General features: G+C 44.5%; 5 protein-coding genes. 1 reads left to right on the top strand and 4 read right to left on the bottom strand.

What is annotated here, in order from left to right; genetic code table 11:
* The first annotated feature begins 177 nt into the window (after positions 1-177).
* Complete coding sequence (locus AC1DVB_RS25455; protein WP_063575433.1) at positions 178-1107, top strand: SDR family oxidoreductase; 930 nt, start codon at positions 178-180, stop codon at positions 1105-1107.
* A 113-nt stretch (positions 1108-1220) separates the two neighbouring features.
* On the opposite strand, the gene AC1DVB_RS25460 is transcribed toward AC1DVB_RS25455, so the two are convergent.
* The 4 genes from AC1DVB_RS25460 to AC1DVB_RS25475 all read right to left on the bottom strand — a co-directional run bounded on the left by AC1DVB_RS25460 (position 1221) and on the right by AC1DVB_RS25475 (position 4319).
* On the bottom strand, positions 1221-1406 hold the full coding sequence (locus AC1DVB_RS25460) for a sporulation protein Cse60 (protein WP_048682016.1): 186 nt from the start codon (positions 1404-1406) through the stop codon (positions 1221-1223).
* Positions 1407-1470: 64 nt separating this feature from the next.
* Complete coding sequence (locus AC1DVB_RS25465) at positions 1471-2553, bottom strand: tartrate dehydrogenase (RefSeq protein WP_477591549.1); 1083 nt, start codon at positions 2551-2553, stop codon at positions 1471-1473.
* 268 nt (positions 2554-2821) lie between these two features.
* On the bottom strand, positions 2822-3133 hold the full coding sequence (locus AC1DVB_RS25470; RefSeq protein ID WP_034309364.1) for a rhodanese-like domain-containing protein: 312 nt from the start codon (positions 3131-3133) through the stop codon (positions 2822-2824).
* Between the two features lie 157 nt (positions 3134-3290).
* Positions 3291-4319 carry an NADH:flavin oxidoreductase/NADH oxidase gene (locus tag AC1DVB_RS25475; RefSeq protein ID WP_048682014.1) on the bottom strand — a complete coding sequence of 343 codons (1029 nt, stop codon included), beginning with the start codon at positions 4317-4319 and terminating at the stop codon, positions 3291-3293.
* Between the last annotated feature and the right edge of the window lie 70 nt (positions 4320-4389).

A 4389-nucleotide genomic window follows, 5' to 3' on the forward strand; every position in this document is an offset into this window, starting at 1 on the left:
CTTCACTTCTTCGCTATAATAATATGGCATATAGAGGCCTCCAAAAACTTTTTTCTCCCCTTCAGCATATTCGAGCCGCACGGCAACGAGCCCGTCCCGATACATGTTCTTCATGCACGGCATATGCCTGATCATCATAAAGTAATCCGACTAAATTCTTTATTAGGAGGACCCCTCATGGCAGAAGATAATAAAAAGAAATCATCCGGTAAAAGCTATCCCATGCATCCGAATTATGGGAAGATCACCCGTTATCAAGACGTACCCATCACGGTTCCGGAGCAACGCCAATTTCGCCAACCCGGTGTAGAAAAATTAATGGTGCCCAGGCCCATCATCGAAAATCCCAATTATAGGGGCAGCGGGAAATTAACAGGTAAAGTCGCATTGATAACTGGCGGAGACAGTGGGATTGGCGCTGCGGCTGCCATCGCTTTTGCTAAAGAAGGGGCAGATGTTTCCATCGCTTATTTGGATGAACATGAGGATGCCAATCGGACTAAAACGAGAATTGAAGAGCTTGGGCAACGTTGCTTACTGCTGCCTGGGGACTTAAGGGATAAGCAGCAATGCATCGATATCGTGGAAGACACCATCGAAACATTTGGAAAGCTCGATATTCTTTGTAACCACGTGGGCATTCAATTTCAGCAATTAAGCTTGCTTGATATTACGGATGAGCAATTCGATGATACCTTTAAAGTGAATATCTATTCCCACTTCTACACGACGCGTGCTGCCCTTCCCCATTTAAAAGCTGGGTCCTCCATCATTAATACATCTTCTGTCGTGACGTTTAATGGGAATAAGCAATTAATTGATTATACGGCGACTAAAGGGGCCAACATCGGTTTTACCCGTGCCTTAGCAAACAGTCTTGTCGATCAAGGCATCCGGGTGAACGCCATTGCGCCAGGAAGGTTTTGGACACCCCTCATCCCGGCAAGTTTCTCGGCAGACGAAGTGACACAAGTCGATAATCCGATGGAGCGTCAAGGCCAGCCATTTGAACTGGCTCCCACCTTTGTCTATCTCGCCTCTGATGATTCCCGTTTTGTGACAGGACAAACACTTCATGTCAATGGCGGGGAAGCGACATCGTCCTAATTTCCACAACGAACATGCCACCTTCCGAGGAAGTCCAGACGGAAAAAGACTACCTTTGATTGCCCGTCAGCAAGCAATAGGTAGTCCATTATGATTATAGGGCCAGCCGGCCTTTATTTTTTTTTATAGATGATCATCGCACTGAAACAGTAGATCTGTTCCTCTTCCTCTTCACCTGTTGTGGCGACATTGTATTTGATATCGACGATTTGATTATCACGAATGTCTTCCAGGAAAAAGTTCATTTCATCCTCTAGGTCCTTTTCATGCTCATAATCAAATAATTTCACTTGTATCATCGGCTCTCCCCGCCCTTTTACTATAATGATAGTTATTGTGCAGGATGCCCTTTTCACTTGATTTTTATACTTGATTTTTTAGTGAATCGGATAATATTTTAACCACTTCATCCCCGACTTCCTCTGTAGAAGCTGCCCCGCCCATATCAGGAGTCAGCACCTTTTTATCGACCATCGCCTGTTCAATCACGTCCAACACTTTCGCACCCCAAACCTCATGTCCAAAGAAATCGAGAATCTGACTGGCAGACCATATGGCCGCAAGTGGATTGGCGATGCCTTGATGTGCTATATCCGGGGCTGAACCATGAATCGGTTCGAACATCGAAGGATAAATCCGTTCCGGGTTTAAATTGGCACCGGCCGCCAGTCCCATCCCGCCTGCAATGGCAGCACCTAAATCCGTTATGATGTCACCGAACAAATTGGAGGTGACAACGATTTGAAACCGTTCGGGCTGTTTGACAAAATACATGCTTGCCGCATCGACCAGATAGGAATTCGTTTCTACTTCCGGATACTCCTGTCCAATTTCTTCAAAAACCTGATCCCAAAAAACCATTGAATAATTCAATGCGTTCGCCTTGCTTATGCTCGTTAGCGTCCTTCCTGTCTTGCGCGCAAGTTCATAAGCATAACGGATGATCCTCTCGGTTCCCTTTCGTGAAAAGACCCCCGTCTGCAGGACGACTTCTTCCGGCTTGCCTTTAAAAAGCCAATCACCTGCACCGGAATATTCCCCTTCACTGTTTTCACGGATGACAATCATATCGATTTGGTCACGGGTCACGTCTTTTAATGGACAGGGTGCACCTTGAAGCAATTTAACGGGTCGAACATTCACATATTGGTCAAATCCCTTTCTGATCTTCAGCAGAAGTTCACGTAAGGAAATATGGTCCGGGACACCAGGATAACCGACAGCCCCCAGATACACGGCGTCAAACTTCATCAGTTGTTCCAGTCCATCGTCAGGCAGCATTTTGCCGTGCTCAAGGTAATATTCACAGCCCCATGGAAAATAGGTGAACTGGAAAGAAAAATCACCGGCAATGGCCGCCACTTCTTTAAGGACCTTTACACCCTCATTAATCACCTCAGGGCCAATCCCGTCACCCGCAATGACCGCAATTTTATGAACATTCATTCTCCAACTCTCCTTTTTCTATATTTTCTGACTTCAGCACCCTAATTTTAACATAAAACGTTTGCATCCCCGGAAGTGAGGTTCATATAGAAAAAAGAGTCCCTTCATGATGAAAGGACTCTTTGTTTTCACGACTTCAAATATGCACGTTTTTCCGCATATTCACGGCATTGTGAACAAACCATGATCTTTTTTCTTTCTTCATTCAAATAAGCCGTCACATTCCTGGATTTACGCTTACAAAAGTAACAGGCCTTTTTGAAGAGCTTCACTTAACGATGACTTCGCCGTCCCATTCAAGCATTCCGCCAACCATGTTTGCCACTTTATATCCTTGTTCCTGAAGATAATGGCATACATTTTCACTGCGGCGTCCTGAACGGCAGATAAAGATATATTCTTTTTCTTTATCAAAATAGTCAAGGTTCGCCGGGATATCATTCATGCGAATATGTTTCGCGCCTTCGATCATTCCCTCCTGCACTTCTTCGTCTTCACGAACATCGACAAGTTCCATCGCTTCTCCTGCCTCAAGCTTAGCTTCCACTTCTTCCGTTGTAATGATTTTGATTTCTTCCATAATTAGCACCTCGAATTATCGTTTGATTTATCTTTTTCATTATAGCAAAATTTCCAGTTAAACATCACGTAATGGATTCGCATATGCAAATTCCCTCATGCACTGAATGAAAAAACGCCAGCGAATATAATATTCGCCGGCGTTTTAAATATCCGTATCAATGCTTGAATCCCAGTTGATATTGTTTAGGAATCTCCGTTTTTATATTCAAAGCTTTAGATGCTTCAAGTGCCCAATAAGGGTTTCGCAGCATTCCTCTGCCGATGGCGACCAAATCTGCTTCTTCATTGCCAATGATTGAATTTGCTAGAATCGGATCATCTAAACGACCTACAGCAATCACCGGAATATCCAAAGCTTTTTTGATTTCCCTGGCCAACGGAGTTTGATAGCTGGCATGGGTACCAGGTCTTCCGTCTGCTCCAATCGGGCCTTCTCCTCCAGAGCTTACATGGAACATATCGACGCCTGCTTCTTTAAAGACTTGTGAAAATGCAATGCTTTCCTCAATACCATATCCGCCTTCAACGTATTCTTTTGCAGAAATGCGCATGATTAAAGGCATGTCGGCAGGCATTTCGCTTTTCACTGCTTTAATGACTTCCACTCCGAATTTAGTCAGGTCCCTTCCATATTCGTCATCACGTTTATTCGTAAGCGGTGATGTGAATTGGTGGATTAAATACCCGTGTGCACCATGTAATTCGATTACGTCAAACCCTGCTTGAACTGCCCTTCTGGCCGATGCCCGGAATTTATCGACCATTTCCTTCACTTCTTCCGTTTCTAAAGCCCTTGGTGTTTTATACGTTTCATCAAACGCAATGGCTGAAGGTGCCACCGGCGGTTCCGCATCCTCCGCTTTACGGCCTGCATGGGCAATTTGTATCCCGATTTTTGCACCGTATTGATGAACTTCCTTAACGATGTTGGAGAAAGCCCCAATTTGATCGTCGGACCATAATCCAAGATCGCGATTCGAAATGCGCCCATCAGGCTCCACATCGGTCATTTCCACTATAATTAACCCCGTGCCGCCAACTGCCCTGCTTACATAATGTTGCTGGTGCCAGTTCGTTGGTATACCATCTTCCGCTTCGACGGAGTATTGGCACATCGGCGGCATGACGATCCTATTTTTAAGTTCAAGTTCTTTTATGCGATAAGGTGAAAATAAATCATTCATCATTCTTCATCTCCTTTTTATATAATGCATGCACATGCATTTATATCATCCCAGTAATACTGTGTCAACT

It is taken from the genome of Peribacillus sp. P4_D6 (genome assembly GCF_056401795.1).